Below are 24,751 nucleotides of genomic sequence, written 5' to 3' on the forward strand. Positions count from 1 at the left end.
TTTCACAATGTAGGAGCCAGCACGAAGCAAGGCAACACGATGTTGGAATGCGCGCCAGACGGCTGCGCTGATCGACACCGCGAAGCCCGATCATGACGATGCGCTATTGCGCCTCGCTGCTTCGATTGCAGGTGAAGGAACCGATAGCCCAGGCTTCCGGTTGCCCTGCCAGACCCGCCTGGCGATCGCAGGGCTGAGCAGCGTCGACGGCGGCATCATCAGGTTGACGACCTTCAGAAACGCAGTCGCCAGCGTGCTGTCGCGTGTCGCGGCAAGGTGAAGCTTGCCGATGTACCAGTTGATGAAACGCAACATCGGCGGGCGCGCGCCTTTGACGTGTGGATGGCGCAGGTCGTTGCCAACCGCGATGTCCCACGGAATATCGACGATCTTTGCGGCCGCCCTGAAGAATCGCCGCGCAAGATCGTTCGAGCCCGTGCGCAGGCACTGCTGCAGCGTCAGCGCTTCCTCTGCCGCGACGGTCATGCCCTGCCCGTAGACGGGATTGAAGCTGCAGATGGCGTCACCGAAAACCAGGTAATTCTCGGGGAAACGTGCAAGCTTCTCGTACCGCCGGCGCAGGCTGGAGGCGTAGCGGTAGCGCCTGAATTCACCTAGCGGTTCGGCTCTTGCGACAACGTCGTGAATTTCCATGGTCGGCAGTGTCGCCAGATAGGCGAGAAAGCCATCGTCGTTGTCGGGCGCGTCGTCGCCAAGAAAACCGCCGGCACTGACGATCCAGCTGTCGCCCTCCTGCGCGAGCATGACGCCGTTGCGCCAGTTCGGCGCACTACCGGCGACAACGATACCCTGTTTGCCGTCAAGATCAGTCGACCGGCGCCGATAGGAACGGGTCATGTAGCTGATGCCGATCTCGACCTTCTCATTGGCGGGAGGTTGGTAGCCGAGTTCTTCAAGCCACGCCGCACTGGATGAGCCGCGGCCAGTCGCATCGACGACAAGGTCCGCGTCGATGGTCTCTTCCGGCTGGCCCTCGACACACATACGCACACCCGTCACGCTCCTGCGAACGGGGTCGGAGGCAAGTCCTCGCACAGCGCAGCTTTCTAACGTGCGCACGTTCGGCAAACCCAGCAGCCGCCGCCGCAGATGGCCTTCGAGCACGGGACGGCTCGCAAGCAGCCCCGTCAGGTCACTCGTGCCGTTAGCAAGCCTGACGTTGCGACCAATCCAGATCACATCGTTGGCGACATCGCCGATCAAGCCGCCGCTTTGCGCGACGACTTCCATGTTGTATCCAGGGAAGAATTCCTCGAGTATCGCGCTGCCGCGTGCAAGGAGCCCATGGGTATGGCGACCCTGCGGCACGCCCTTGCGCGGCGTATCTGGTGCCGGAAACGCATCGCGTTCGAGCACGGTGACGACAGTATAGAAATCCGACAGTACCCGGGCGGCCAGAAGCCCACCCATGCCGGCGCCGATCACGATCGCATGTTCACCCAGTTTCTTCATGGCAATCCTCCGTTCAATCCATCGCAATGCGTCCAGCGACCATCGCTTGCAGGCAATGGTAGGATTGCCTCGTCCCCTGAGCGTCCCCCGGACGCCGTCATCGAGGGCCGCCTCGCCATGGCTCTGTTCAGCGTGAGAACGCTTGGATTTCCGGAGATCCGTCAGGACGGCCGGCTGTGCCATCTGGCCTTGCGCAAAGGCGTGGCGCTGCTGGTCTACCTGGCCGAAGCGAAGGGCCCCGTCGGGCGCGATGCCGTCGCTACGATGTTGTGGCCGGAGGGCGCCGAAGAGGTCGTACGGGCGCGGCTGCGGCGTCTGTTGCATCGCCTCCAGATCACACTCGGCGACGACGTTCTCACCACCGATCGGTCAACCATTCGATGGTCGGCAGCGATCGAATTGCAGGTGGATTCCCAACTGTTCGAGCAAGCCTGCGACCGCGGCGAGTTCGAGCTGGCGTGCCGCCATTATCCCGGCGACTTTCTCGAGGGTTTTTCCCCCGGCGACTGCCCACAGTTCGACGAGTGGGCTTTTTTTCGCCGGGAGGCCCTGCGGGGCCGGGCAATCCAGGCGCTGGAACGAGTGGTGCGCGACAGGAATGCGGCCGGCGACTACGCGGCCGCGGCCGCGCACGCCGGCCGTCTCGTTGAACTCGATCCGCTCAGCGAAGTGTATGGGCGACACCTCATCCGCAACCTTCTGCTCGCCGGAGACCGGGCCACGGCCCAGCGGCATCTTGAGGCCCTGACGCAGCGACTTCGCGACGAGTTCGATGTGGCACCCGAACCCGAGACTCGCGGGCTGCTGGATGCCGGCGCAACCTTGCCCATCGAGACACCGCCGCCGACGCGCTACGTCAGCGGAGGCGGCGTCCATCTCGCGTTCCAGACCTACGGTGACGGTCCTATCGATGTTCTGCTGCTGCCCGGTTTCGTGTCTCACGTCGAACGGGTGTGGGAGGAGCCCCGGTGCCGGGCGTTCCTGTCCTCGCTCGCCGGGATGGGCCGTCTGATCCTGCTCGACCGTCGCGGCATCGGGCTTTCCGACCGGGTCGGGTTCAATCCCAGCGTCGACGCGACCGCGCAGGACATCGGCACCGTGCTCGACGCCGCGCGCAGCCGCCGCGTCGTGCTGTTCGGCGCGTCCGAGGGCGGACCGGCATGCATCAAATTTGCCGTCGATCACCCCGATCGTGTCGCTGGTCTCATTCTGTTCGCCTCACTGGCGAAGGGGACCGCAACGCACGACTATCCCCATGCGCTTCAGGCTGGTCAGTATGACTTGTGGCTGCAGCAGCTCATTGCAGTCTGGGGCGGACCTGCAGGCATCGAAACATTCGCGCCGAGCCTGTCTGGCGATCCACAGGCGAGAGCCTGGTGGGCAGGCCTGCTGCGGGCCGCGTCGAGCCCGGGAGCCCTCAAGGGTGTGCTCGAAGCGTTGCGCGATATGGATGTGCGGCAGCTCCTCGGCCGGGTTTCCGTGCCCACCCTGGTGCTGCATCGTCACGACGACCGCGCGGTTCGCATCGGCGCCGGCCGGCATCTCGCCAGTCACATCGCGCAGGCGCGATTCATCGAACTCGATGGCGCCGATCACTGGGCCTTCGCCGGCGATCAGCAGCCCGTCCTGAACCACATCGGGCGATTTGTCGGCAGTCTCGCCAAGTAGCTGACAGGCGTTCGATTCAGCGACCTATCCCAGTCTGGAATAACCCCTATCCCTTTCCGCCCGTTCCCGCGCCCGACCGGAATGGATACATTGCGGATCAACGCAATCGCGAGAGCACCGGACCCCCGATGCTCCAATCCATTCAAGGAAACATCATGGCGAAGCTCTTCAATCCGATCCAGGTAGGTGCATACACACTCTCACACCGCGTGGTCCTCGCGCCGATGACCCGTCTGCGCACCATTCAACCCGACGACATCCCCAGCCCGATGATGGCCGACTTCTACGGACAGCGCGCATCGGAAGGCGGCCTGGAAATCGTCGAAGCCGCGAGCGTGTCGGTGCAGGCGCGCTCGTACCTCGGCGCGGCAAGCATCTACCACGACGGCCAGATGGAAGGCTGGCGCGCCATCGCGAAAGCCGTCCATACAAAGGGCGGACGCGTGTTCCTGCAACTGATTCATGGCGGCCGTCAAAGCCATGTCGAGATGACGGGCGGCGAAGATCCCGTGGCGCCTTCCGTCGTGCCGTTCGATGGCGTGGCGCTCACGAAAGACGGTTTCGTCCCCGCCTCGCCGCATCGCGCGCTTCGCATCGAAGAAATTCCCGCGATCGTCGAGGATTTCCGCGCCGCCGCGCAACGCGCAAAGGATGCCGGCTTCGACGGCGTCGAACTTCACGCGGCGAACGGCTATCTCGTCGACCAGTTCATCCAGGACGGCACCAACCAGCGGAAGGACGCATACGGCGGTCCGATCGAAACCCGCGTGCGCTTCCTGCGCGAAACGCTCGAAGCACTGATCTCGGTGTGGGGCGCGGAGCGCGTCGGCGTACGGATTTCGCCTTCGGGCGAATGGGGCGGTATCTCCGACAGCGATCCCGAAGCGACGTTCAGCTACGTGGCACGGCTGCTCGACTCGTACAAGATCGCCTATCTGCACGTGATCGAACCGCGCGTCAAAGGCGACGACACGCTGCATCACGACCATCCCCTCGTCGCGACGAAGTATCTGCGCAAGCACTTCTCGGGTCCGATCATCGCTGCGGGCGGGTTCGATCGTGCGAGCGCAATCGCGACGGTCGAATCGGGCGATGCCGATCTCGTCGCGTTCGGCCGCCACTTCTCATCGAATCCCGATCTGCCGTATCGCCTGAAGCATGACCTGCCGCTCACGCCGTATGTGCGCGCAGCGTTCTGGGGCGGCACGGAAGCGGATTACTCGGACTTCCTCACGCATGAAGCGTCGCAAGCGTTGGAAAGTACCGAAGAGAACGCCTGAGCAACCCGCGCACGCTGACGCATTCGCACATCCCGGTTCGAAACGGATGCGTCACGCAGCCTGCGAGTTGCCACGGCCCATGAAGCGTTCGGGCGCGAACTCGGGCGCAAGGCACTCCTCGACGAAGGCAGTGAACTGACGCGCCTTGCTGCTGGCCAACCGTCCCGTCGGATAAACAGCGGACAACGGAATGGCCGGCAGCATCCAGTCATCCATCACCGAAACGACGGCGCCCGATTTCAGTTCAGGCCAAAAGGCCCATTCCGACGCGACGGCAAGGCCCATATCCGCAAAGACGGCCGCGCGCAGGCCCTCTGTCGCGGAGATTCGTACGCGGCCCTGCAGCCGCACGGGCAACTCCGCCGTTTCCCTGCGAAAGGTCCAGTCTTCTCCGCCACCGTAGTCGCGCGTATAGACGACAGCGCGATGCGCGTGCAGATCGGCGGGCGCTTGCGGCATGCCGTGCCGTTCGAAATAGGCAGGCGTCGCGAGCACGCGCCGGCGCGCGACGGCAATGCGTCGCGCCGTCATGTTCGAGTCCGCCAGTTCGCCCATGCGCAACGCGAGGTCGATGCCCTCTTCGACGAGATCGATGTTGCGATCGTCGAGCACGAGTTCGAGATCGAGCTCCGGGTGCTGTTCGAGAAAGGCCGGCAAGCGCGGCACGATGTGCAGCCGCGCGAAACATACGGCCGCCGAGACTCTCAGCTTGCCCGTCAGCCCCGCTGCCGTGCCTCGCGCCGCGAGCACGGCCTCGTCCGCTTCCTCAACGGCGCGTCTCGCGCGCTGATAGAAGTTCTGACCGGCTTCCGTCGGTGTGAGCGCGCGAGTCGAGCGCAGCAGCAACTTGACGCCGAGCCATTCCTCGAGTTGAGCAACAGCTTTCGACGCGGCCGGCTGGCCGATATCGAAGTGTCGCGCCGCAGCCGAAAAAGAACCTGTATCGACGACACGGATAAAGATTTCGATCGCCGCAAGGCGGTCCATCGCGCTGACTCCCGTTCTGTGCGAAGCCGGGTGAATGTCCGGCACATCCTGCCAATATAGGTCAGCTGCTCGCTCAGCGAACGTCCACCAACTCGTCCGCCCTCGACAAAAACAGCTTCAGCACAGGAGACGCATTCGATCGACTGTAGCCGATCGCGAGATCGACGGTCGGCGCCTCGCCTACCAGCGGACGGCTGACCACCGACCACGGCAGCAGATTGTTCGCGTACTCGGGCATCAACGAAAGTCCGCGCGTCGACGCAACCAGCGACATCGCCATCGCAAGGTTATCGACACCGTGCTCCGGCTTCGGATCGAGCCCATTCTCCTGCAGATATCGCGCGACCACATCGTGCAGCACGCGTGCCTTGTTCGACGCCATGATGAATGTCTCGCCTTTTAGATCCGACGGACGGATCGCCTGCTTCGCCGTCAGCCGATGGTCGCTCGGCATCAGCACGACAAGCTTCTCGCGAGAGACGACACGGTATTCGAGATCGAGCCCCGGCTCCCTGCGCACAAACGCAAGATCGAGCTTGCCGCGCGCCACGGCGTCGGCGAGATCGGGCGAGTAGCCACTCGACACCGTCACGTCGATGTTCGGCAACTCGTCGCGCAACACTTGCATGGCGCGCGGCAGCCACGTCATTTCCTGACCCGTCAGGAAGCCGAGCGCGAAGACCTGTTTGGCCGGACGCGACGCGCGACGCGCGGCTTCGATGGCGGCGTCGACCTGTGCGAGCGCAAGCCGTGCGTGATCGAGGAACGCCTTGCCCGACGCGGTCAACTCGACGCCACGCGCGCTGCGGCTGAACAGTTCCGCCTTGACCTCGTCTTCGAGATCACGGATCTGCCGGCTGAGCGATGGCTGCGACGTGAACAGCCGTTGCTCCGCGGCGACCGTGAGGCTGCCCGTTTCCGCTACGGCAACGAAATAGCGCAGATGGCGTAACTCCATGCTTCCTCCTGGTTCGTCCGTTTTGCACGCTTCACAAGCCATGCTTCCGGAGCATGCCCGCCAGCCTACAAAGTCTTTTTTCTTTGCGCAAGCGAAGGCTAGATTACATGCCAGCAGTCACATCGAGCAGTGCGACGCCGGCGAGACAGTTTTGCAGTCATGCCTGCCTGTTATTTCGGGACGATCCCGCCGATCAATTTACCGGAGCTTTGCCATGAACGAACTCGCTGGAAAAACCGCGCTTGTCACGGGCGCATCCCGTGGCATTGGCCGCGCCATCGCGCTTGCACTCGGCCGCGCCGGTGCGCAGGTGCTCGTGCATTACAGCAGCAATGAAGCAGCCGCCGACTCGACCGTCGCCGGGATCGTCGCGGCCGGCGGCCACGCGCAGAAAATCGCCGCCGACCTGCGCGCCGCCGACGGCCCGCGCATGCTCGCCCAACGCGTGCGCGCCATCGTCGGCGGACGGCTCGACTTGCTCGTCGCGAACGCGGGCATCGCCAAGGCTGCAAGCATCGAAGACACGACGGTCGAAGATTTCGACGAACTCTTTGCCGTCAACGTGCGCGCGCCGTTCTTCCTCGTCCAGCAACTCCTGCCGATGCTGTGCAAAGGCAGCAGCGTCGTACTGCTGTCGTCGCTGGCGGCACGTGCATCGGTTGGCGAGCTGGCCGCCTACGCCGCAACAAAGGGTGCCGTCGATACGCTGGTGCGGCACTTCGCATCAGCGCTTGGCGAGCGCGGCGTGCGTGTGAATGCGATTGCGCCCGGCGTCGTCGCAACCGACATGTCGAGCTTCGCGACAACCGATGCAGGCCGCGACTACACGCTGAGTCTGCAGGCGCTGAAGCGCGTCGCGCAGCCCGACGACATCGCCGGCGCCGTGACATTCCTTGCTTCCGACAAGGCGAACTGGATCACGGGCGACACGCTGCGCGTCGACGGCGGATCGAAGCTCTGACAAGCATGCAACAAACGAAATGCATTCGATCCATACTAATTGATAAGGCATCCAAAATGACTGACAAGAATCTGAAACTGTTCTCTCCGACAAACGTAGGCCCGATACAATTGTCACACCGCATCGTGCATGCGCCGATGACGCGTCTGCGTTCCGAATCCGACGACAGCCCGAGCGCGATGATGATCGAGTACTACCGGCAGCGCGCATCGCAAGGCGGCCTGCTGATCACGGAAAGCGCGCATCCTTCCTACGACAGCCGCGGCTATCTCGGCGCGCCCGGTATCTATACCGACGAACATATCGAAGCCTGGAAGAAAATCACCGACGCCGTTCACGCGAAAGGTGCGCACATCTTCATGCAGATCGCGCACGACGGGCGCCAGTCGCACGTCGACCTGAGCTGGGGCAATGCGCCCATTGCGCCGTCGGTCGTGTCGTACGAAACGACCGTGTTCACGCAAAACGGCTGGGTACCCAATTCGCCGCATCGCGCGCTGGAAACCAACGAGATTCCCGCCATCGTCGAATCGTTCAGACGTGCGGCAGAGCGTGCGAAAGCAGCCGGTTTCGACGGCGTCGAATTGCACAACGCGAACGGCTACCTCGCAGACACGTTTCTTCAGGACGGCACCAACAAGCGCACGGACGCCTATGGCGGCACGATCGAAAAACGCACGCGCTTCTCGCTCGAACTCGTCGATGCATTTGCATCCGTGTGGGGCGCGGACCGCGTCGGCGTGCGCGTGTCGCCGAGCGGCCGTTGGGGGGCGATATCCGACAGCAACCCCGAAGCAACCTTCGGCTATTTCGCCGACCGGCTCAATGCATATGGCCTCGCGTATCTGCACGTGATCGAGCCACGTGTGATGGGCACGGAAACGCTCGTCGAAGGCCAGGCGCCCGTCGCGTCGTCGTTCCTGCGCAAGATATTCAACGGCCCGATCATCGCGGCGGGCGGCTTCGACCGCGCAGGCGCCGAGCAGATCCTGCAACGCGGCGACGCCGATCTCGTCGCGTTCGGCCGCTGGTTCTCGTCGAATCCGGATTTGCCCGAACGCCTGCGACGCGACCTGCCGCTAGCGCCTTATCAGCGCGACGCGTTCTGGGGCGGCGGCGAACGCGCGTATATCGATTTTCCCGCATACGACGACACCATCGCCGAAGCATCGAACGATGAAACCGTCTGACTCAAGGAGCTAAACATGTCCAGCAACAACACGCCGAACACAAAAACCGTAAAGATTCCCGGTCCCGATCACCCCATCGCCATCGAACGTAACCCTTCGCGCGTCGTCGTCACGGTCGCGGGCCGCATCATCGCCGACACACGCGACGCGCTGACGCTGCGCGAAGCGCACTATCCGCCCGTGTTCTACGTCCCGAGAAAGGATGTCGACTTCGCGCTGCTCGAACGCACGGAGCTTTCGACGTACTGCCCATATAAGGGCGACGCCGCGTACTTCTCGATCCCGTCGGGTGGCGAGCGCGCTGTCAACGCGATCTGGACTTACGAGTCGCCGTATCCCGCTGTCGAGCCGATTCGCGAGCACCTCGCGTTCTACAGCGACCGTGTCGATTCGATCGAAGAACGTGAATAAGGAATCGACGTTTGGACAGAAGACTTCCTGACTGTTCTCGTTTCGCGAAGTATGAATTGACCTGCCGAGGGATTCTGACCAGCCCAATGTATGACTACACTGCGCTCTTGAATAAGCAAGCGTCACGATAAACCGTGATACCGGATGCGGACCTGCACGCACCGCTTTTTCCTTTCGCGATAGTCTCTTTGAATATGGACAGACTTCAGGCAATGACGACTTTCGTGACCGTCGTCGAAACAGAAGGCTTCGCTTCTGCAGCACGCAAGCTCAAAATCTCGCCATCCGTCATCAGTCGCTTGATCAACGAACTCGAAGCGCATCTCGGTGTGCGCCTGCTGAACCGCACAACCCGTATCGTCAGAATGACCGATGCCGGCGAGAAATTTTTCGATGATTGTCGTAGCATCCTTGCGAAAGTGGAGGCAGCGGAGCTGGCCGCGGTCAGCGCACACAGCACACCGCGTGGCCAACTGACAGTGACGGCCCCCGTAGTCTTCGGAAAGAACTATGTCACGCCAATCGTTCAAGAGTATTTAACGCGCTATCCGGCCGTGACTGTGAGTTGCTGGTTTCTGGATCGAACTGTGAATCTCGTCGACGAAGGTGTCGATGTCGCGATTCGTATCGGGGAACTGCCCAATTCTTCACTTCAAGCTGTCGCAATCGGCAAAGTGCGGAGCGTACTCTGCGCCTCGCCCGCCTATCTGGAGGCACACGGGGAACCGCAACGTCCCAGTGACCTCATGTCTCATGTCGCCATCCAGTCGACGCCTTCAACGTCATCCCCTGAGTGGCGCTTTCGCGTGGACGGGAAGCCTGTCGTCGTGCCAATCCAGCCACGCCTGATCACCACGACAAACGACTCCGCGATGACAGCCGCCATGTCCGGACTAGGCATCGTGTGCCTTCTGTCTTGTCAGATTTCATCCGAGCTGGCACAAGGACGGCTTCGGATCGTGTTGCCAGAATATGAGCTTGCGACGCTCCCCGTACACGTGTTGCACCGCGAAGGCAGACGTGCGAATCGGAAAGTGCGCGCATTCCTCGACCTCGCAATCGAAACATTCAGGGCGAAGGCTTCGCTGTGGCGCGCATAGCGGTTCACAGTTGAACTTGCCGAGTGGCAGTCGGCAGATCGACACAGAGGTCGACGCCGCAGGTGATGCGGCATCGTGTTTCTACTCGTACAAGTCGAGGCTCCATCGGACCGCACGGGAAGCGTGCGGTATCACGTGTTGCCTGCGTCAATTAGCGCGTTGGCGCCCGGCATTCAAAAAGTCCGCGGCTGAGACGACTTTCGCGTACCCGAAACTCAACGCTGCCATAAACGCCGCATGTACCTGCAATGCCGGCACGCTTACCCCGTTGAACTCGAGAGCGTGCGTGGCGCAGGCATCGTGGATCACCGTCGTGCTGTAGCCAAAGTCCACCGCAGCACGGGTAACCGCGTCGATACACATGTGGCTCATATTTCCCACTACCACCACCGTCTCGATACCTTGAGCATCGAGAATCTTCCTCAGGTCGGTGTCGCGGAATGGATTCATATGGTGTTTGACGATCACGAGTTCGCCAGACAGATTCGCAGCCTTCGGATGGAGTTGAGCACCGTCGGTATCCGGCACGAAGAACGCCGCATCTTTTGACAGCGTTTCATGGCGGATATGCACGACCAGATCGCCGTTCGTCCTTGCGGACTCGATGATGTTGCGTGCGTTATCCGCGGCGGCGTCGACGCCATCCAATATCCACTTTCCTCCGGCGAAGTAATCGTTCTGAATATCGACCACTATCAGTGCTTGTTTCGTCATGTTTCCTCTACCTCGAACGGTGAACAAAGATTCGGGCTCCATAGGAGGCCGAATACGTAGCTGCAGCGCATGTAAGCCCCAACCAGATGGAAGGTGACCGTGGCGCAACGAACCCGATACTGCCCGATTCATCGGACTGGCGGAATAACCCGAATGGAGAATGCACCGTTCGCGTAACGAGATGAGTGGATCGGCGTTGTCGAACCCGCAATGTCGGAAGTGCGAAACGGGCGACACAGAACGTAGCCAGTCAGATTCCAGCAACGCCCTTCTTTCGTCCGAAAAAAACACGGCCACCCGCCCATGTCAGCGTTCTCGTTACGAGAATGGTCTTTTCTGGTCGAGCTCGTTTCTCGAATCCTGGCGATCGCCCATACTCGGCGCCATCAATCACGAACTACGTGATATCGAATATCACCAGTGAGATTTCCATGACTACTGCAGCGACCACCAACGTGACCGAGATCGACTTTTACTATTGGCCCACGCCAAACGGTCAGAAAGTCGCCATCTTCCTCGAAGAGACCGGAGTGACTTACCAGATACACCCCGTCGATATCGGCAAAGGAGTACAGCTAACCGCCGACTTCGAAAAGATTTCGCCAAACAACCGGATGCCGGCCATCGTGGACCGTCAACTCGACGCATCGGTTTTCGAATCAGGTGCAATCCTGTTGCATCTCGCGGAAAAGACGGGGCAGTTCATTCCTGCCACCCCGAATGGTCGCGTTGAAGTCCTGCAATGGTTGTTCTGGCAAATGGGCGGTCTCGGGCCGATTTTGGGCCAAACGGTCTTCTTCCGTACGTACGCATCAGAACAACTGCCTTTGGCAATCGAACGGTTCACCAGGGAGGCGGGGCGGCTCTACCGCGTTCTGAACAAACGACTGGCCGACCGTGAGTACATTGCGGGGGAATATTCGATTGCGGATATGGCGGTGTATCCATGGGTAACGCAGCATGCCGCGCAGGGAATCGCGATGGATCGCTTTCCACATGTCGCGCGTTGGCTAGAACGCGTCGCCGAACGACCCGCGGTCAAACGCGCCTATGCGCTGGCTGAAGCAGTACGCCCCGCGCAACTGACAGATGAGCATCGCAAGCAGTTGTACGCCCAGATGCAGCCGACAGCCTGATTCGCTAAAGATGCGACGGATGACACGCGCGCCCAGATCTCTCCGCCAATCATCAATTTCGTAATACTGATTTTATTGAACTTGAATTTAAAGGAACCAAAAATGTTTTTTACGAACAACGTCAAACGCATGACAATCGCCGCCGCGATTGTGGCCACGATCCCTGCGCTCGCCGCCGCGGCCGGAGGAAACCCGGACCTCTACGCGGACAGCTCCAAGGTCGTGCCGGTTACTGAACTGAAGTTCTATCAGGACAAGGAAGGCCTGACGGTCGCCAATGGTTGGGGCGATCCGGCAAACGGCGCGCACAGCAATTACATCAAGATGCCGGGCGGCACAGCCAGTGGCGTACACACGCACACCCACTCCTACTATGGCGTCGTCATTGCTGGCGTCGTTGCCAATGAACCTCCGGGTTCGAAGCAGGATCACCCGCTGCCGGCAGGCTCGTACTGGTACCAGAAGGGTGGTGAGCAGCACGTCACGAAGTGCATTTCGCAGACTGAGTGCATCTTCTTCGTGACATCGAAGGGCGCATTCGATTATCTGCCCGCCAGGTGAATCGACACCGGTCGATTGTTTGATTCCTCAGGGCGCGCCAGCCCCGGGCTCACGGAAGTCATACTGACTAGCCTGTTCCAGGGCGGGCGTTACTTATCCCAACGGATCAGGGTTGGCGTTTGCCGCGGCCGCCAGCGGATTTGCCAGCCGGCTTACGCGAACCCGCAGCTGGCTTGCTGGCGGGTTTGCTGCGTGGCTTTTGCGCGCTGAATGGGTTACCGCCAGACAAGCTTGTGCCCTTACCCGCAGCCACAGCGCGCTGCGCCGCAGGCTTGTGTTTGTTTTCGCCACTTTGCGGGCGCGGCTTTTTGCTGGGCACCTGCGTCGCGCCCGGCGCAGCTTGCGGCACTTTGGGCTTCTTGGGCTTTTTGGGTTTCTTGATGATCTGGCCCGTCGCGCTGGTTTGCGGAACGCGGTGTTCGGCTTCAAAACCCGGCTCCTCTTCACGCGGCAGCGTTTGCCGGATCAGCGCTTCAATCGCGGCCAGTTGCGGCGCTTCATCGGCACACACAAGGGACACCGCCACGCCGCTGGCGCCCGCGCGGCCGGTACGGCCAATACGGTGGACATAGTCTTGCGCCACGATCGGCAGATCAACGTTGATCACCAGCGGCAGGTCGTCGATATCCAGCCCGCGCGCAGCCACATCGGTGGCTACCAGCATATTGACTTCGCCCGTCTTGAAGCGCTCCAGCGCACGCAGGCGCGCAGGTTGCGGTTTGTCGCCGTGGATGGTGTCGACCGCATAGCCCGCTTCATCCAGCATGGCCGCCAGGTAGTCCACGCCATTGCGGGTTTTGACGAACACCAGCGCGTGCTCCCAGTTGTTCTCGGCCACAAGGTGCATGAAGAGGTCAGGCTTGTTCTTTTTATCCACCGTCACCACCCACTGCTTGATCTTGCTGGCCGTGGCATTGGGCGGGCTGACGCTGATATGGACCGGGCCGCGCAGAATGCCCGCCGCCATGGCGCGGATATCGTCGGAAAACGTGGCAGAGAACAGCAGGGTCTGGCGCTGAGCGGGCAAGGCAGCAAAGACGGCGTTGAGTTCACGCGCAAAACCCAGATCCAGCATGCGGTCGGCTTCATCCAGCACCAGCGTTTGTACCTGGTCAAACTGCACTGCGTTCTGGCGATTGAGATCGAGCAAACGGCCCGGCGTGGCAACGAGGACATCCACGCCTTTGCGCAACTTCATCATCTGCGGGTTGATACTCACACCACCGTAGGCGGCCAGAAATCGTAAGTCGAGGCCTTTGCCGTAAGCGATAAAGCTTTGCAGCACCTGTTCGGCCAGTTCACGCGTGGGCACCAGCACCAGAACACGCGCGCGGTTGCTGGACACCGCCGGGCCGTGTTGCACTAACCGCTGCAACAGCGGCAGCGCGAAACCCGCCGTTTTGCCAGTGCCCGTCTGCGCCCCAGCCATAACGTCCTTGCCACTGAGCACAGCAGGAATCGCCTTGGCCTGGACCGGCGTAGGTGTCTGGTAATTGAGGTCCTGCACATTACGCAGCAAGGGATCGATCAGGCCAAGCGAGGCAAAAGACATGGGCGAATTCCGGCTAAAACCGCAATTCTAGCGGTTCCGCCTGATTGCGGCGCGCAGATCAAGGCTGCGCAGGATACAACTCACCGTCATCGCCCTGGACCCTCGCCCGCATCGCGCGAGCGATATCCTCAAGCTTGTGAACGACTTCGTCCGTTGGATCCTTTGTGTAGAGTTCGCCCAGCTCCGAGTTGTACCAAAGGGGAAAAGTTGCCCCGTTGACCGTTACGAGAAAGTCCGTTGGTCGGTTTGCGGAATCGCTCGCCACCTGGGAGTCAGACTGGACGTACGCCCTCCACTCCTCGAGTGTGATCCTCAGGCCCGACGTATCAGCCCAGAAAGCCTTCCGGGTGATGTGAACGTCGTAGCCAGCCCAAGCAAGGCTGCTGGTCAGGAATGCGAGCAGCGCAACGATAACGCGCATTTTTCTACTACCTACCGATCCAGGAATGTCGGCATTGTCGACGATCTCGGGCGGCCCGTCACCGTCCATTCCTGGCCGCCGGCTGATACGGATAACTGATCTCCGAGTTCGTATGTGAAAACGAACGCGAGCATCTATCACGCCCGCAAGCATGCCGTCGCGAAGGCCTGACGGGTGCTGCGCGTGAATGGTGGCCGGACAGCGTCCTGCGCCATGCTTTTCAGGCATGCCGCACAGCCTACAAAGTCTTTTTCGAAAGAGTTCGACGCGCCTACATTACGTTGCAGGACGGCGATACACGAAGCGCATACGGACGGGACAGCGGCAGCACACCAGCGGTATCCCATACGTTTCAGCTATATCACGCCGCAATGAACTGCAACGGATTTCCCAAAGGACAACTGCCATGATCCGCCATACTCATCAAACCGCGCCGACCCAGTTCGTCGAGGCCAACGGCGTCCGTTTCGCATATCGCCGCTTCGGCAACCCGAACACTGTGCCGCTCGTGATGAACATTCACTTCACGGGCACGATGGACCATTGGGACCCTGCCGTCACCGACGGCCTCGCGCAAAACCGCGAAGTGATCCTGTTCAACAACGCCGGGATCTCCAGCAGCTCGGGCGCCGTACCGGAGTCGATCGAAGAAATGGCCGCCAATGCTGCTGCGTTCGTCGAAGCGCTTGGGCTGAAGCAGGTCGACGTGCTCGGCTTTTCGATGGGCGGCCTGATCGCGCAGGAACTCGCGATTACGAAGCGGCAACTGGTGCGCAAGGTGATCCTCGTCGGCACCGGTCCGCGCAGCGGCGAAGGCATGGCGTCGCTCACGCCCGAAGCGCAGGAGATCTTCGGCGCGTCGTATGCGCATCCTGATGACTTGTGGCTGCGCGTTCACTTTGCACCTTCCGAAGCGAGCCAGGTAGCAGGCCGTGGCTTCGTCGAGCGCTTCCGTCTGCGCACGGAGAACCGCGACCCCGAAGCCAACGACAAAGTCGCGCCCGCGCAACTCGCCGCGCTCGCAAAGTGGGGGGCGCCGCGCGAGAACCCGTACGACTATCTCGACGCGCTCAGGCAGCCGACGCTCGTCATCAACGGCGACAACGACGTGATCATCTATTCGATCAACTCGTGGATCCTGCAGCAGCACATCCCGAACGCGCAACTGATCATCTATCCGGACGCCAATCACGGCTCGCTGTACCAGTACCCCGAACGCTTCGTTACACACGTCGATCAGTTTCTCTCGGAAGCCGGCGCACGCAACGCGTAACGCGCTCTCATCACATTCAACGGAATCTCATCATGAACAAGCTGACAGGCAAGACCGCGCTCGTGACAGGCGCTTCCCGCGGCATCGGCCGCGCCACGGCCATCGCGCTCGCGCAAGCAGGCGCACGCGTGCTGGTCCACTACAGCAGCGCAGAGCAGGCCGCCGACGCCGTGGTCGATGCGATCCGCTCGGCGGGCGGACAGGCCGACAAGGTCGCCGCCGATCTGCGCGACGCGAACGGGCCGCATGAACTTGCGAAGCGGGTGCGGTCGCTGACGGGCGATCGTCTCGACATCCTCGTCGCGAATGCGGGCATCTCGAAGGCTGCCCCGATCGAAGAAACGACCGTCGAAGATTTCGACAACCTGTTCGCCGTCAACGTGCGCGCGCCGTTCTTCCTCGTGCAGCAGTTGCTGCCCGTGCTGGGTGAAGGCAGCAGCGTCGTGTTGCTGTCGTCGCTTGCAGCGCGCGCATCCGTCAACAACCTGTCTGCGTACGCAGCGACCAAAGGCGCTGTCGACACGCTCGTGCGTCACTTCGCGTCCGCGCTCGGCGAACGCGGCATTCGCGTCAACGCGATCGCGCCAGGTGTCGTCGAAACGGATATGTCGAACTTCGCGAGGACGGACGCCGGCCGCGACTTCACGTTGGGCATGCAGGCGCTCAAGCGCGTCGCGCAGCCCGACGATATCGCGGGCGCTGCCGTGTTCCTCGCCTCCGACGACGCACGCTGGATCACAGGCGACACGCTGCGTGTCGACGGTGGATCAAAGCTCTGATCGATCCTTTCGCGGCGATCGTCATTGTCCCGACGAACGCCGCGCCGCCGCACCATACTGCCGCACGATCCTGACGAAATTCGTCACGGCTGGCGACCTTTCGCGCTGCCGATGGATCAACGCGATGCCTGTCGCGAGCGGCTTGCCCTGAAGCTCGTGGTACGAGACGCCTTCGACCTGCACCTGTCGCATCGAAGACGGCACCACCGCGACACCAAACCCCGCTGACACCAGATTCGCCGCCGACGAAATCTGCGGCGACTCCATGCTGATCGAAGGCGCAAAACCGGCTGCATGACACGGGCCGATAAGCGAATCGTAAAGATCGGGGCCAATCGTTCGCGGAAAGATGATGAACGGATCGCCGGCCAGATCCGCAAGATCGACGCGCCGCCGGTTCAGACGCTGGCCTTCGGGCAGCACGACAAGCATGTCTACGCGAAGCCCGCGCTCGCGGCGTTCTATCAAAAGCTCGACCCGTGCAATTGCCTCAATCCCGGCATCGGGCAGACTTCGCGGTTTGCGAAGTATCGCGAAGCGGCAGACTGAAGCCGCCTGACTCTTCGACACGGCATGCTCGACAGGCATGCCCTCCAGCCTGGAAAGTCTTTTTCATAGCCGCAAGCGACGGCTAAAGTTGGCTCCATCATGCTCACCGAGCAGAACGACACAAGCGTTGTGTCGTACACGTACCTGACTGGAGCCTCAAATGAATCAACCCGTCGTCCTTATCACAGGTGCCCTGACGGGCATCGGTCGTGCAACCGCCTTTGCGTTCGCTCGTGCCGGAGCGCGCCTCGTCGTGTCGGGCCGTCGCGCCGCAGAAGGCGCAGCGCTCGAAGCCGCATTGCGCGAAGCGGGCGCGGAAGCCCTCTTCGTGAAGGCGGATGTGCGCCACGATGAAGAAGTCCGCAACCTGGTCGACCAGACCGTCGCGCGATACGGCAGGCTGGATGTAGCCGTCAACAATGCTGGAACGGAAGGTCGGCCGGGTCCCGTGGTCGAGCAGACGGCGGACAGTTATGCCGACACGTTCGACACCAACGTGCTCGGCACGCTGCTGAGCCTCAAGCACGAGTTGCGCGTGATGACGGCGCAGCGCGCGGGCAGCATCGTCAATATTTCATCGACCTACGGTCACGAAGGCGCGGCGTTCGCGTCGGTGTATGCGGGCAGCAAGCACGCGGTCGAGGGCATCACGAAGTCGGCCGCGCTCGAAGTTGCGCCGACGGGCGTTCGCGTCAATGCCGTCGCACCCGGTCCGACCGACACGGGCATGCTCGACCGCTTCACCAGCACACCGGAAAACAAGGCCGCGCTCGCGTCCAAGGTGCCGCTTGCGCGCATCGGCAAACCCGATGACATCGCCGCAGCCGTCCTCTATCTCGCAGCCGAAGGCGCCGCGTTCGTCACCGGCCAGATCCTTACCGTCGACGGCGGCAAAACCGCGGGCTGAATTCCGCCAGGTCACTCGCCTTCAGGCTTAAACCTTCGAGGGCGGGTCCAGTACTTTCTATCTGATTGGACAGAACATGAATACCGAACTCACGCTTTACGAATCAAAGGCTTCTCCGAACTCTCGCCGCGTGCGTATTTTTCTTGCCGAGAAGGGCATCGAGATTCCGACTAAAGCAGTGAACCTTGGCGAGAAAGAGCAATTCTCCACTGCGTATGTAGCGATCAATCCTCGTCGTCAGGTTCCTGCGCTCGTTCTGCAAGACGGCACGACGATTGGTGAAGTCCCGGCAATCTGGCGCTACGTCGAAGAAGCGTATCCTGCGAAGCCCGCTTTGCTGGGCACGACACCACAACAGAAAGCGCTGATTGCAATGTGGGAACGACGCGCCGAACTCGACGGATTTACGGCAGTGATGGAAGGTGTGCGCAATGCCGTGGCCGGTCTTAAGGGTCGCGCGTTGTCAGGTCCGCATGCTTACGAGCAGATTCCCGAAATCGTCGAGCGTAGCAAGCTGCGTGTTGCCAACTTCTTTGCCGATTTCAACGATCGTCTCAAGCAAGTGCCGTTCGTCGCAGGTGACGAATTCTCGGCGGGCGACATCACGACACTGGTGACGATCGACTTTGCGGCGGGCGGCATGAAGATGACCATTCCCGCGGAATTCGACGCGCTGCAGGCGTGGTACGACAAGGTGTCGACACGTTCTTCTTCGAAAGCTTAGAGCACTGCGTAAGTACTTTCGGGTCGTAGTGGCGGTGCCTGAGCTTTCAGGCACCGCCATAGCACGCTAATTCGCAGGCACTAAAGCGTAGTCGAATCAATGCCGTTAATAGCAACTCGCCACCACACACGCGCATAACGTTTAATTTCAAAAGCACCAGATCTCCAACAACCCGTCATACTTCCATCTTCGCCGCGGACGGTCCCGGCACCCCATGCGCGGATTTATCTGGAGCCCAGTTGCCAATGAGTTCTTCCCCGATTATCCCGTTCGCCCAAAACAAAACGAATTCCGGCGGGTTCATCGGCGCCGCGCCTGCATTTCGCCAACTGGTTCGATTGATCGATCGCGTTGCACCGACCGATCACGCGCTGCTCATCTTCGGCCCGACAGGTTCAGGCAAGGAACTGGTTGCGCGGCGCGTACACATGCGCAGCGCGCGTCACGACGAGCCGTTCGTCGACGTGAACTGCGGCGCGATTCCCGAGCATCTCGTCGAAGCAGAATTGTTCGGGCATGTGAAAGGCGCCTTCACGGGCGCCGCGGAAAACCGTCAGGGACTCTTTCAGCAGGTCGGCAAAGGCACGCTGCTGCTCGATGAAATCGGCGAGCTGCCGCTCGCCCTTCAGCCGAAACTGTTGCGTGTGCTCGAAACGCGCACCTTCCGTCCGATTGGTTCTTCGACCAATCTTCGTTTCGAAGGGCGCGTCGTCGCGTCGACTCACCGCGACCTGCGCGAACTCTCGCGCGAAGGTCGTTTCCGCGAAGATCTGTTCTACCGGCTCGCCGTCTTCGTGCTCGCCGTGCCCGGACTCGAACAGCGCGTCGAGGACATACCCGCGCTCGTTGCGCATTTCGCTTCGCAACAGGCGCGGCATCTGGAGTTTTCGCCCGCTGCCGTGCGGCGGCTCAGCCAGCATGCGTGGCCCGGCCACATCCGGCAGTTGCGCAATCTGATCAGCCAGTTGAGCGTGCTGGCCGAAAATACCCTGATCGACGTCGACACGCTCGAACCGTTTCTCGCCAACGAAGCCTCCGGGCCCGTCTCGCGCGCGAGCCTCGCCGACATGCTGCTGCAACTCGACGGACGCGACAAGCTGGCCGCAGCCGAAGATCTGCTGATCGACCGCGCGCTCGAACGGACGGCGGGCAACAAGAGCGCCGCCGCCGCTTTGCTCGGCGTCGGCCGCAAGACTATCGAGCGGCGACTGAAATCGCGTGAGGAGCATCATCGCGAGGCCCGTAAATGTCTCGAACATGCGACTGCGCTGATCGAGGAGTCGCGTTTCGCGGAAGCCATTCCGCCTTTGCGCCGCTGCCTCGACGTGCTGCAGGCCAACCCCGATCAGGACGCGGTGCGCCGCCTGCAGTTCGATGCTTACCGGCTGCTCGGCATGAGTCTGCGCAGTGTGCATGGCTGGCTCTATGCGGAAGCCACCGCATGCTATGCGGCCGCGCTGTCGATCGGCGAAGGCATCTGCGAACCGGCCGAAATCGCCGCGATCCAGTTCGGCGTCTGGACGACGCAACTGACGACGCTGCAGCTCAAACAGGCACGCGCCACCGCGCAGGACATGCTGCAGCGTGCGCAGAACAGCCGCGACCGCGTTTCGCTCGACGAAGCCCACGTCGCGATGACCAACACGCTTTTCTGGCTTGGCGACAGCGAGGAAGCGCTGGCCTGTCTCGCGCGCGGCGATCTGCTCGGCGTGGGGCGCAACGACACGCGCACCGGCTCGCAGGGGATCGACCTCGCCAGTCTTGCGCTGACTTTCGAAGGACTCGCCGCGTATCAGATCGGCGCATTCGGGCAGGCGCGGCGCGCGATGGAAATGCTGATCCTGCGTTCGTCGGAACCGGGTCCGCATGCGTTCGCGCATGCCGTCAACCTGCAAGGCGCTTCGTGGCTCGCGTGTCTGTTCGATGACGCGGACCGGCTCGGGAGTCTGTCGAGCGAACTCGAGTCGGTGTCGATCGCAAACGGCTTCGCGTTCTATCGCGGTGTGGGCCAGATACTGCGTGCCTGTCATCTCAGCACGCTCGGTCATTCGGATGAAGCGGAAACCATCATGCTCGACGGTTACGACAATCACGTCGTCTGCAATGGCGGTGCGCTGTTCTATTCGTTCATGGCGTGGCAGCACGGCGAACTGCTGCTGCGCGCGGGCCGCGCGCAATCCTGCGAGGCAATGCTCGCCGGCGCCGTCGATGAAACGCTGGCCCGCCAGGAACGCGTCTATCTCGGCGAACTGCTGGTCACGCGGGCGCGTGCGCAGTGGGCGCTCGGCGATCTGACGGCTGCGGAACAGGGTCTGCGCACCGCGCTGTCGACGGCGCTCGCGTTCGGCTCCGTGCCGGCGCGCGTGGATGCCGCGCGCTATCTTGCGGACCTGCTTCGATCGACGGGACGCCGCGCGGAAGCGATCGACACGCTCGAACGCGGATTGCGCGCGTTGCCCACGGACCGGACCAGCCGGATTGCCAGCGCGGTGGCGTTGCTTTCCGAACTGCGTCACGAGGTTTCTCTCGGCAACGCGTAACCGGCGCCCTGCGGCCTCTGCGCTTCGATCCGGCACAGCTCAGTAGGCCGTGCCGCCGGACTCCTTTCCTTGCCCGCGCTGCCGGACGGCTTCGTCCGGATGAGGGCGCTCGCCTGCCGACTCGCCTTGCGCATGGACGATATCGGCGCATCACCGTGGCCACGATCTCCCATTGGCCGAAATCGTCCATCTCCATTTCGATCGCTGGTCGGAATCGTCCACTCCTTCGCATCGAGCACCGGGGTTTTCCCGCTGCCATTGGCTTTGGCTGCATGGCACAACGCTTGCTGAAATGAGAGGCTGATTTTCAGCGTCCGAGCACCCAATCGATAGGGCCGTGCTGTTGTTGTAGCTGTAGATGCAGGTGGCGACGAATGGCTTCCAGAGAGAAGCGCGTCGCTTCACCCCGAAATTTCCGGAGGCGCTCCGGCAAAGAACAATTCCGCATGGACCACTGCGCTACCACATTTGACGCTTGCTACGTGCCGCAACGCTTGGCGCGCGACGACACCTGCACGGAATCGCAAGCCTCCATGGTCAAGCGGGTGCATCGCTATGTCGACGCGCATCTGTGCGACGATCAACTGTCGCCCGAAAGCGTACTGAGCGCGCTACAGCTTCCGCGCTCGACGTTGTATCGCCTGTTTCAGCACGAAGGTGGCCTCGGCGCTTACATCCGCGATCTCAGGCTGCGCCATGCAGCCGATGACCTCATCCGCTATCCGCACGCGCTGGTGCTGGAGATCGCCTTCGGACTGGGCTTCAAGAGCGCGTCCGTCTTTACGCGTGCGTTCCGGCGCGCTTATGGAATGGCGCCGCAGGAATATCGCGCTTTGGCTTCCAAATGAATTAAGGCTCAACGCCGCCGCCCTCATCGACGGGCGACTTCAGCATCTCCGAACAGACCTTCAGTACATCGCGCCAGCTGACGATTCCCACCGGCCTCGACCCGCCGTCGACAATCGGAATACACGAAATGGCATGCGCCAGAAACAACTGGATGGCCTCGCTAACGTCCGCGTCCGGGCGCAGTGTAATGGGCTTGCGGCTCATGATCTGATGCACGCGCCGGCTCAGCGTGCCGATATCCCGCTGGGTCTCGACGACACTGTCGATAAACGGACTCAACGCGCGCAACAGATCGCGGTCAGACACCACGCCTTGCAGTTCCCTGTCCTCAACGACAAGCAGATGATGAAACCCAGATTGCTCGAATATGTCCTTGACGGTTTCGAGCGTGTCGTCGAAACCGACGGTTACGACGCGCTTCGTCATCAGATCTTCTACTTTCATCGCTGAACTCTCTGTTATTGCGGGGAAACGGATGCGGCATGGCACCGCGCGCCCGCGCCAGTCGACTGTCGCCGGTGTACCGTCCCACTAGTCGATTAACGGCAGCCGAAATGGAAACTCCAGTCGAGGGGCCAGAATTGGGGCGTTCCTTCATGCAGGAGGAATGCGTGGCCGCCGCCAGCGGCATCCCAAGGAGCAATGCATGTTGACTCGCGAAGCCATCCCTCAAGTTCTGTCGCGTACTTCCGAACTGTTGTCCGCCGATAACCTGGAGGGAGCGCCCCAGAAAACCTTTCACCATGTCATCGACATCTACCTCAAGGATTCCAATGCCTTCATGAATACGTATTTCGCCCGCTACTTCGAGTGGCAGGGCGTCTGTCGGGAACGCTGGTTCCATGAGTGCATTCACAACAATCTGCTGGCCGCAGGGGGCACCTTTGTCACGAAACGCGCGCATCAGGAATACGTGCAGGAGACGTTTCCGTTCCAGCGCGTCGACTGCTACCTGAACACATTCCAGGTTCGGCAATGTTCGGCGTATCTGCTGTTCCGTTTCTGCGTGGACGGACGGCCTGTGTCGCACGGATATCAGCAGATTCTGTTTGCCGGAATGGACAAGCGGATCCGGCGTTTCCCGGAAGGAATCATCGAGCGGGTCAAGGAATATGAAGTGATCCTGCCGTCCGTCACGAACTAATTGATTCCACCCTGCCCGGCGCGCGAGCGCCGGGCCCGTGGCGGCGGATCGTGTATTGCGCGGTCCGCCGCCGAACCCGGCTCCGGCAATCTGAGCGTGAACGTGGTCAGCACGCCCGGTGTCGACGCACACGAGATCGTGCCGCCGAACGCGTCGCACACGCGCCGGCAGAAATCGAGTCCCATGCCGCCTGCGTGTCCATGCGGCTTGGTCGAATAGAACGGATCGAAGATATGCGGCAGCACGTCGGCCGCGATACCCGGACCGGTATCGTTGAAGTGAACGACGCAAAAGCCTCCATCGCGCCCCGCGCTGATCGTGATGCTGCCCGAGCCGCTCGACTCGATCGAGTACAACGCATTTTTCAGCAGGTTGAAGATGACGAACACGAACAGCGAATCCGTGCCGGAGAATCGCAACTGCGCGTCGATCGGGAGAACGGAGACGCGAGCGCGCTCGCCCGGCACGAACGGATAGCGATCCAGTGCCGACTCGACGCAGTGCCTGATCGACTGTGGGCCGAAGCTCCGGCGATCAAGCCGGTCCAGCGTGAACGACGCCAGCGACATCTCGACGACGGTACTCGTGCTGTCGATCTGACGGCGAATCGCCCGGGTGAGCGTGGGCAGTCGCTCGGACTGCCCCGGATAAAGCCCGTTGACTAGCAACTGGTGCCGCACGGCCAGCTGATATCCGCGCAACAATTCCGGCAGCGCGTTGCCGAGTTCATCGGCATGCATGCCTATCACTTCGAGCGGCATCGCGACTTCTTGCGCGACCGTCGCGGCGAGAAAGTACTGCCGCATCAAGCCATGCCGGACAATGGTGATGGCGAGAATACCCAGACTGATGGCAATAAAGATGACGCCGGGCGGATAGAACACATAGCCGTAATTGACGGCATAGTCGCTCGCCGCTAGAGAATAGAGGCACAGGCTCACGAGACAGAGACCCAGCAGGCGCCGTCTGTGACGGGCACGCGCCTGACGCCTCGATACGATCAGCAGCCATCCGCTGCGCGCGGCGAGCAGAACGGTCTGCATCACGTGTACCGGGTGCAGTCGCCCTGCACGCGGATAGTCGCCGAAGAAATGAACGCCGAAACCGGCGACCACCTCGTCACTCGTCACCAGCAACACCGCGAGGATTACGCACAACGCATACGACGCCATCAGTAGAGGCCGCTCGTCGCGCCGTTCGACGAGTTCGGTCACGAAGTGATAGAACGTCGTTGGCAGGAACAGGATGAAGAAATAGCCCGCCTTGACCAGTATGCCGGCCGTTTCGGGGCTCGTGGTCTGAAACAGGAACGCCCACGTGCCCTGCCACGCGAAGGTCGCCATGCACATCAGCGCGAACGGCGTCGACAGACGCGTCACGCCTTCAGTCAACAGGACGTAGACACCGAAGCCCAGGAACAGCGCGGATACGAACGCTGGCAAGGTCGAATACATAAAGCCTTATGTGTGTTTCGCCGCTGATTGTTCCTCGGCAGGCTGGACGGGTCGGGTTGAAACAAGCTCAGTTAGCAAGCTCAGCCAACAGGCCGACAACGTTTGCCTGAATGTCGTCAA

The 24,751-nt window shown here is 61.6% G+C and carries 24 protein-coding genes; 15 read left to right on the plus strand and 9 right to left on the minus strand.

Translation table 11 applies throughout. The features are described 5' to 3' along the window. Positions 1–90 precede the first annotated feature (90 nt). Positions 91–1,473, minus strand: coding sequence for an FAD-dependent oxidoreductase (locus tag C2L65_RS39940; RefSeq protein ID WP_042305304.1), 1,383 nt, complete (start codon positions 1,471–1,473; stop codon positions 91–93). A 117-nt stretch (positions 1,474–1,590) separates the two neighbouring features. Here C2L65_RS39940 and C2L65_RS39945 point away from each other — a divergent pair, with 117 nt between their 5' ends. Next, the gene (locus C2L65_RS39945; RefSeq protein ID WP_042305305.1) at positions 1,591–3,141 is read left to right on the plus strand and encodes a bifunctional AfsR/SARP family transcriptional regulator/alpha/beta hydrolase; all 1,551 of its coding nucleotides are present in this window, start codon (positions 1,591–1,593) and stop codon (positions 3,139–3,141) included. A gap of 155 nt (positions 3,142–3,296) precedes the next feature. Continuing rightward, the gene (locus C2L65_RS39950; protein WP_042305306.1) at positions 3,297–4,421 is read left to right on the plus strand and encodes an alkene reductase; all 1,125 of its coding nucleotides are present in this window, start codon (positions 3,297–3,299) and stop codon (positions 4,419–4,421) included. A 51-nt stretch (positions 4,422–4,472) separates the two neighbouring features. Here the strand turns inward: C2L65_RS39950 and C2L65_RS39955 are convergent, their stop codons facing one another. Both C2L65_RS39955 and C2L65_RS39960 read right to left on the minus strand, forming a co-directional pair. Beyond that, positions 4,473–5,408 carry a LysR family transcriptional regulator gene (locus tag C2L65_RS39955; protein WP_042305307.1) on the minus strand — a complete coding sequence of 312 codons (936 nt, stop codon included), beginning with the start codon at positions 5,406–5,408 and terminating at the stop codon, positions 4,473–4,475. A gap of 73 nt (positions 5,409–5,481) precedes the next feature. Continuing rightward, complete coding sequence (locus C2L65_RS39960) at positions 5,482–6,366, minus strand: LysR substrate-binding domain-containing protein (RefSeq protein ID WP_042305308.1); 885 nt, start codon at positions 6,364–6,366, stop codon at positions 5,482–5,484. Between the two features lie 214 nt (positions 6,367–6,580). On the opposite strand from C2L65_RS39960, the gene C2L65_RS39965 reads away from it, so the two are divergent. The 4 genes from C2L65_RS39965 to C2L65_RS39980 all read left to right on the plus strand — a co-directional run bounded on the left by C2L65_RS39965 (position 6,581) and on the right by C2L65_RS39980 (position 10,028). Then, positions 6,581–7,327, plus strand: coding sequence for an SDR family NAD(P)-dependent oxidoreductase (locus C2L65_RS39965; protein ID WP_042305309.1), 747 nt, complete (start codon positions 6,581–6,583; stop codon positions 7,325–7,327). Positions 7,328–7,383: 56 nt separating this feature from the next. Then, entirely contained in the window at positions 7,384–8,517 is a 1,134-nt protein-coding gene (locus C2L65_RS39970) for an alkene reductase (RefSeq protein ID WP_042305310.1), read from the plus strand. Positions 8,518–8,532: 15 nt separating this feature from the next. After that, on the plus strand, positions 8,533–8,928 hold the full coding sequence (locus C2L65_RS39975; protein WP_042305311.1) for a DUF427 domain-containing protein: 396 nt from the start codon (positions 8,533–8,535) through the stop codon (positions 8,926–8,928). A 194-nt stretch (positions 8,929–9,122) separates the two neighbouring features. Next, entirely contained in the window at positions 9,123–10,028 is a 906-nt protein-coding gene (locus tag C2L65_RS39980) for a LysR family transcriptional regulator (RefSeq protein ID WP_042305312.1), read from the plus strand. A gap of 147 nt (positions 10,029–10,175) precedes the next feature. On the opposite strand, the gene C2L65_RS39985 is transcribed toward C2L65_RS39980, so the two are convergent. Beyond that, positions 10,176–10,742, minus strand: a complete 567-nt coding sequence (locus tag C2L65_RS39985) for a cysteine hydrolase family protein (protein ID WP_042305313.1) — start codon at positions 10,740–10,742, stop codon at positions 10,176–10,178. 431 nt (positions 10,743–11,173) lie between these two features. Here C2L65_RS39985 and C2L65_RS39990 point away from each other — a divergent pair, with 431 nt between their 5' ends. Together C2L65_RS39990 and C2L65_RS39995 are read left to right on the plus strand one after the other, a co-directional pair. Next, entirely contained in the window at positions 11,174–11,878 is a 705-nt protein-coding gene (locus tag C2L65_RS39990) for a glutathione binding-like protein (protein ID WP_042305314.1), read from the plus strand. A gap of 102 nt (positions 11,879–11,980) precedes the next feature. Then, a complete protein-coding gene (locus tag C2L65_RS39995; protein WP_042305315.1) occupies positions 11,981–12,439 on the plus strand; it encodes a DUF4437 domain-containing protein in 459 nt (152 codons plus the stop codon). A 106-nt stretch (positions 12,440–12,545) separates the two neighbouring features. Here C2L65_RS39995 and C2L65_RS40000 read toward each other — a convergent pair whose 3' ends face one another. Then, entirely contained in the window at positions 12,546–13,991 is a 1,446-nt protein-coding gene (locus C2L65_RS40000) for a DEAD/DEAH box helicase (RefSeq protein WP_042305316.1), read from the minus strand. A gap of 58 nt (positions 13,992–14,049) precedes the next feature. Next, on the minus strand, positions 14,050–14,481 hold the full coding sequence (locus tag C2L65_RS40005; protein ID WP_229516592.1) for a hypothetical protein: 432 nt from the start codon (positions 14,479–14,481) through the stop codon (positions 14,050–14,052). Between the two features lie 337 nt (positions 14,482–14,818). On the opposite strand from C2L65_RS40005, the gene C2L65_RS40010 reads away from it, so the two are divergent. Together C2L65_RS40010 and C2L65_RS40015 are read left to right on the plus strand one after the other, a co-directional pair. Continuing rightward, positions 14,819–15,685 (plus strand): alpha/beta fold hydrolase, encoded by an 867-nt coding sequence (locus C2L65_RS40010; RefSeq protein WP_042305317.1) that lies wholly within the window; start codon positions 14,819–14,821, stop codon positions 15,683–15,685. A gap of 32 nt (positions 15,686–15,717) precedes the next feature. Continuing rightward, complete coding sequence (locus tag C2L65_RS40015; protein WP_042305318.1) at positions 15,718–16,464, plus strand: SDR family NAD(P)-dependent oxidoreductase; 747 nt, start codon at positions 15,718–15,720, stop codon at positions 16,462–16,464. Between the two features lie 21 nt (positions 16,465–16,485). Here C2L65_RS40015 and C2L65_RS40020 read toward each other — a convergent pair whose 3' ends face one another. Next, complete coding sequence (locus C2L65_RS40020; RefSeq protein ID WP_042305374.1) at positions 16,486–16,896, minus strand: LysR substrate-binding domain-containing protein; 411 nt, start codon at positions 16,894–16,896, stop codon at positions 16,486–16,488. 277 nt (positions 16,897–17,173) lie between these two features. On the opposite strand from C2L65_RS40020, the gene C2L65_RS40030 reads away from it, so the two are divergent. The 4 genes from C2L65_RS40030 (at position 17,174) to C2L65_RS40045 (ending at position 22,032) form a co-directional block, all read left to right on the plus strand. Then, positions 17,174–17,920 carry an SDR family NAD(P)-dependent oxidoreductase gene (locus tag C2L65_RS40030; RefSeq protein WP_042305319.1) on the plus strand — a complete coding sequence of 249 codons (747 nt, stop codon included), beginning with the start codon at positions 17,174–17,176 and terminating at the stop codon, positions 17,918–17,920. Between the two features lie 76 nt (positions 17,921–17,996). Beyond that, complete coding sequence (locus C2L65_RS40035; RefSeq protein ID WP_042305320.1) at positions 17,997–18,644, plus strand: glutathione S-transferase family protein; 648 nt, start codon at positions 17,997–17,999, stop codon at positions 18,642–18,644. A 245-nt stretch (positions 18,645–18,889) separates the two neighbouring features. Next, positions 18,890–21,184: a sigma-54-dependent transcriptional regulator gene (locus C2L65_RS40040; protein ID WP_042305321.1), complete on the plus strand. Its 2,295-nt coding sequence runs from the start codon at positions 18,890–18,892 to the stop codon at positions 21,182–21,184. Between the two features lie 482 nt (positions 21,185–21,666). Further along, the gene (locus tag C2L65_RS40045) at positions 21,667–22,032 is read left to right on the plus strand and encodes a helix-turn-helix transcriptional regulator (protein WP_233446659.1); all 366 of its coding nucleotides are present in this window, start codon (positions 21,667–21,669) and stop codon (positions 22,030–22,032) included. A gap of 1 nt (position 22,033) precedes the next feature. Here C2L65_RS40045 and C2L65_RS40050 read toward each other — a convergent pair whose 3' ends face one another. Next, positions 22,034–22,477: a CBS domain-containing protein gene (locus tag C2L65_RS40050; protein WP_042305323.1), complete on the minus strand. Its 444-nt coding sequence runs from the start codon at positions 22,475–22,477 to the stop codon at positions 22,034–22,036. A 202-nt stretch (positions 22,478–22,679) separates the two neighbouring features. Here C2L65_RS40050 and C2L65_RS40055 point away from each other — a divergent pair, with 202 nt between their 5' ends. Then, positions 22,680–23,177: an acyl-CoA thioesterase gene (locus C2L65_RS40055; RefSeq protein WP_007747667.1), complete on the plus strand. Its 498-nt coding sequence runs from the start codon at positions 22,680–22,682 to the stop codon at positions 23,175–23,177. Here C2L65_RS40055 and C2L65_RS40060 read toward each other — a convergent pair. After that, positions 23,174–24,631 (minus strand): sensor histidine kinase, encoded by a 1,458-nt coding sequence (locus tag C2L65_RS40060; RefSeq protein ID WP_042305324.1) that lies wholly within the window; start codon positions 24,629–24,631, stop codon positions 23,174–23,176. The two genes, C2L65_RS40055 and C2L65_RS40060, sit on opposite strands and share 4 nt — an antisense overlap. Positions 24,632–24,751: the final 120 nt, after the last annotated feature.

The organism is Paraburkholderia terrae (assembly GCF_002902925.1).
Taxonomy (GTDB): domain Bacteria; phylum Pseudomonadota; class Gammaproteobacteria; order Burkholderiales; family Burkholderiaceae; genus Paraburkholderia; species Paraburkholderia terrae.

Coding starts and splice junctions, on each gene's coding strand:
- C2L65_RS39940 (WP_042305304.1), bottom strand. CDS start 1,473: ATGAAGAAACTGGGTGAACATGCGATCGTGATCGGCGCCGGCATGGGT.
- C2L65_RS39945 (WP_042305305.1), top strand. CDS start 1,591: ATGGCTCTGTTCAGCGTGAGAACGCTTGGATTTCCGGAGATCCGTCAG.
- C2L65_RS39950 (WP_042305306.1), top strand. CDS start 3,297: ATGGCGAAGCTCTTCAATCCGATCCAGGTAGGTGCATACACACTCTCA.
- C2L65_RS39955 (WP_042305307.1), bottom strand. CDS start 5,408: ATGGACCGCCTTGCGGCGATCGAAATCTTTATCCGTGTCGTCGATACA.
- C2L65_RS39960 (WP_042305308.1), bottom strand. CDS start 6,366: ATGGAGTTACGCCATCTGCGCTATTTCGTTGCCGTAGCGGAAACGGGC.
- C2L65_RS39965 (WP_042305309.1), top strand. CDS start 6,581: ATGAACGAACTCGCTGGAAAAACCGCGCTTGTCACGGGCGCATCCCGT.
- C2L65_RS39970 (WP_042305310.1), top strand. CDS start 7,384: ATGACTGACAAGAATCTGAAACTGTTCTCTCCGACAAACGTAGGCCCG.
- C2L65_RS39975 (WP_042305311.1), top strand. CDS start 8,533: ATGTCCAGCAACAACACGCCGAACACAAAAACCGTAAAGATTCCCGGT.
- C2L65_RS39980 (WP_042305312.1), top strand. CDS start 9,123: ATGGACAGACTTCAGGCAATGACGACTTTCGTGACCGTCGTCGAAACA.
- C2L65_RS39985 (WP_042305313.1), bottom strand. CDS start 10,742: ATGACGAAACAAGCACTGATAGTGGTCGATATTCAGAACGATTACTTC.
- C2L65_RS39990 (WP_042305314.1), top strand. CDS start 11,174: ATGACTACTGCAGCGACCACCAACGTGACCGAGATCGACTTTTACTAT.
- C2L65_RS39995 (WP_042305315.1), top strand. CDS start 11,981: ATGTTTTTTACGAACAACGTCAAACGCATGACAATCGCCGCCGCGATT.
- C2L65_RS40000 (WP_042305316.1), bottom strand. CDS start 13,991: ATGTCTTTTGCCTCGCTTGGCCTGATCGATCCCTTGCTGCGTAATGTG.
- C2L65_RS40005 (WP_229516592.1), bottom strand. CDS start 14,481: ATGGACGGTGACGGGCCGCCCGAGATCGTCGACAATGCCGACATTCCT.
- C2L65_RS40010 (WP_042305317.1), top strand. CDS start 14,819: ATGATCCGCCATACTCATCAAACCGCGCCGACCCAGTTCGTCGAGGCC.
- C2L65_RS40015 (WP_042305318.1), top strand. CDS start 15,718: ATGAACAAGCTGACAGGCAAGACCGCGCTCGTGACAGGCGCTTCCCGC.
- C2L65_RS40020 (WP_042305374.1), bottom strand. CDS start 16,896: ATGCTTGTCGTGCTGCCCGAAGGCCAGCGTCTGAACCGGCGGCGCGTC.
- C2L65_RS40030 (WP_042305319.1), top strand. CDS start 17,174: ATGAATCAACCCGTCGTCCTTATCACAGGTGCCCTGACGGGCATCGGT.
- C2L65_RS40035 (WP_042305320.1), top strand. CDS start 17,997: ATGAATACCGAACTCACGCTTTACGAATCAAAGGCTTCTCCGAACTCT.
- C2L65_RS40040 (WP_042305321.1), top strand. CDS start 18,890: ATGAGTTCTTCCCCGATTATCCCGTTCGCCCAAAACAAAACGAATTCC.
- C2L65_RS40050 (WP_042305323.1), bottom strand. CDS start 22,477: ATGAAAGTAGAAGATCTGATGACGAAGCGCGTCGTAACCGTCGGTTTC.
- C2L65_RS40055 (WP_007747667.1), top strand. CDS start 22,680: ATGTTGACTCGCGAAGCCATCCCTCAAGTTCTGTCGCGTACTTCCGAA.
- C2L65_RS40060 (WP_042305324.1), bottom strand. CDS start 24,631: ATGTATTCGACCTTGCCAGCGTTCGTATCCGCGCTGTTCCTGGGCTTC.